2 protein-coding genes are annotated in these 2,655 nt (G+C 63.3%); both read left to right on the top strand.

Features of this window, described 5'->3' with window-relative positions; genetic code table 11:
* Nucleotides 1-63 precede the first annotated feature (63 nt).
* Complete coding sequence (gene lysS, locus I6U14_RS06620) at nt 64-1,596, top strand: lysine--tRNA ligase (protein WP_296897879.1); 1,533 nt, start codon at nt 64-66, stop codon at nt 1,594-1,596.
* A gap of 232 nt (nt 1,597-1,828) precedes the next feature.
* A partial coding sequence (locus tag I6U14_RS06615; protein WP_296897877.1) for a SulP family inorganic anion transporter occupies nt 1,829-2,655 on the top strand: 827 nt, incomplete at its 3' end.

Below are 2,655 nucleotides of genomic sequence, written 5' to 3'. Positions count from 1 at the left end.
TCCCTAGATACTCAATTGCCCCCGGATCGCGGCTCTCGTCCGACCACTGACGCCATTGGAACCATGAGTGAGACACAGCCGAACGACGGCAACAACGCGGCCGCGCCGCCCGAGCAAGACGAGCATAAGCTCATCGCCCAGCGCCGCGAGAAGCTCAAGGCCATCCGCGAGCAGGGCATTGCCTTTCCGAACGACTTCCGGCGCAACGTCGTCGCCGGCGAGCTGCACGCGGAGTATGGCGAGACGGACGGCGCGGAGCTCGAGACTCGCAGCGTGCGCGCCAAGGTGGCCGGGCGTCTCATGAGCCGGCGCATCATGGGCAAGGCCAGCTTCGCCCACCTCCAGGACATGTCCGGGCGCATCCAGCTGTTTGTGCAGCGGGACATGCTCGGCGCCGATGACTATGCCTGGTTCAAGAAAGACCTCGACATCGGCGACATCGTCGGCGCCTCGGGGCAGCTCTTCAAGACAAAGACCGGTGAGCTCTCGATCAAGGTCGACTCGCTGCGGCTGCTGACCAAATCTCTGCGGCCCTTGCCCGAGAAGTGGCACGGCCTTTCGGACCAGGAGAGCCGCTATCGGCAGCGCTACCTGGATCTGATCATGAACGAGTCGGCACGCGAGACTTTTCGTGTGCGCACGCGTCTGGTCCAGGGTATTCGCGAGTTTCTCAATGCTCGGGATTATCTGGAAGTCGAGACGCCCATGATGCAGGCGATTCCGGGAGGCGCTGTCGCCCGACCGTTCGTGACCCATCACAATGCGCTCGACATGCAGCTCTTCCTGCGCATCGCGCCGGAGTTGTATCTGAAGCGGCTCGTCGTCGGTGGCTTCGAGCGGGTGTACGAAATCAATCGCAATTTCCGCAACGAGGGGCTTTCCACCCGTCACAACCCCGAGTTCACAATGCTGGAGCTCTATCAGGCTTACGCGGATTATGGCGACCTGATGGACCTCACCGAGTTGATGATTCGCACGCTGGCGGATCAGGTTCTCGGTTCCACAACGCTCCACTACCAGGGCGAGGATTACGATCTCTCGCAGCCCTTCACGCGCATGACGGTGCGCGAGTCCATCCTGCACTTCAATCCGGATCTGTCAGAGGCCGACCTCGATGATCTGGGCCGCGCCCGTGCCATCGCCGACCGTCTGGGTATCCACCTCAAGCCCAGCTACGGGCTCGGCAAGCTCCAGGTGGAGATCTTCGAGAAGACCGTCGAGCACCGGCTCATGCAGCCCACCTTCATCACGGCTTATCCGACGGAGACCTCACCGCTCGCACGTCTCAACGACGCCGACCCCTTCGTCACCGACCGCTTCGAATTCTTCGTCGGCGGCCGCGAGATTGCCAACGGCTTCTCTGAGCTCAACGACGCCGAGGACCAGGCCGAGCGCTTTCGCCAGCAGGTGGCCGAGAAGGACGCCGGCGACTTGGAAGCCATGCATTTCGACGCCGACTACATCCGGGCGCTGGAGCACGGTATGCCGCCTACGGCCGGCGAGGGCATCGGCATCGACCGGCTGGTGATGCTGTTCACCGACTCGCCGTCGATTCGCGACGTGCTGCTGTTTCCGCATATGCGCCCGGAGGACTGATACCGGGCCGACACGATCTCCGTACGGCTCGCCACTGAGTATCGCGGAACGCCGCAACCTCGCAACGGGCTGAGAAAACGCTTCGGCCGTGCCGCATGTGCTCGAGCAAACCGGCCACTTCGGAGCGAATAGACAGCGCGTCGGCGGTATCCTGTCTTAATCGCAAGTACGACCTGTACAAGTTGTTCCTCCGCGGGCTGGTCAGTCCGCGCCGAGCAGTATTCGGACCCCCATGAAATCTATTCGCCAGGACTGGTTCTCCAACGTCCGCAACGACCTGCTTGCCGGCCTGGTGGTTGCGCTGGCGCTGATCCCGGAGGCCATTGCGTTTTCCATCATCGCCGGTGTGGACCCCAAGGTTGGGTTGTACGCCTCCTTCAGCATCGCCGTGGTAACGGCCTTTGCCGGCGGGCGCCCGGGCATGATCTCCGCGGCCACTGCGGCCATGGCCGTGCTCATGGTGGACCTGGTGGCCGAGCATGGCCTCCAGTACCTGCTGGCGGCGACGGTGCTCACCGGCGTGCTTCAGGTGATTGCCGGCTGGCTGCGGCTCGGTAATCTGATGCGCTTCGTCTCGCGCTCGGTGATCACGGGCTTCGTCAACGCGCTCGCCATCCTGATCTTCATGGCGCAGCTGCCGGAGATCACCGGCGAGCAGCTGACGCTCGAGGTCTATGCGGTGCTGGCGGCGGGGCTCGCCATCATCTACCTCTTGCCCATGCTCACCAAGGCCGTGCCCTCGCCGCTGGTGGCCATCGTGCTGCTGACCGGGGTGGTGATGTATCTGGATCTCGATATCCGCACCGTCGGCGACATGGGGCAGATGCCGGACAGCCTGCCGGTGTTCCTAATTCCCGATATTCCACTGAATCTGGAAACGCTTCAGATCATCTTTCCGGTGTCGGCGACGCTGGCGGTGGTGGGGCTGCTGGAGTCCATGATGACGGCGACCATTGTCGACGACCTGACCGACTCCAAGAGCAACAAGAACCGCGAATGCGTGGGGCAGGGCGTGGCGAATGTCGCCACCGGCTTCCTGGGCGGCATGGCGGGCTGCGC

Origin of the sequence: Thiohalocapsa sp. (assembly GCF_019695415.1) — a bacterium.
In the GTDB taxonomy this organism is placed as follows: domain Bacteria; phylum Pseudomonadota; class Gammaproteobacteria; order Chromatiales; family Chromatiaceae; genus Thiohalocapsa.
Note: the sequence above shows the minus strand (reverse complement) of the source record. Positions and strands in the feature narration are given on the sequence as shown.

Bases quoted from the DNA above. Each gene is read 5' to 3' on its own strand.
- lysS (WP_296897879.1), top strand. From the start codon at position 64: ATGAGTGAGACACAGCCGAACGACGGCAACAACGCGGCCGCGCCGCCC.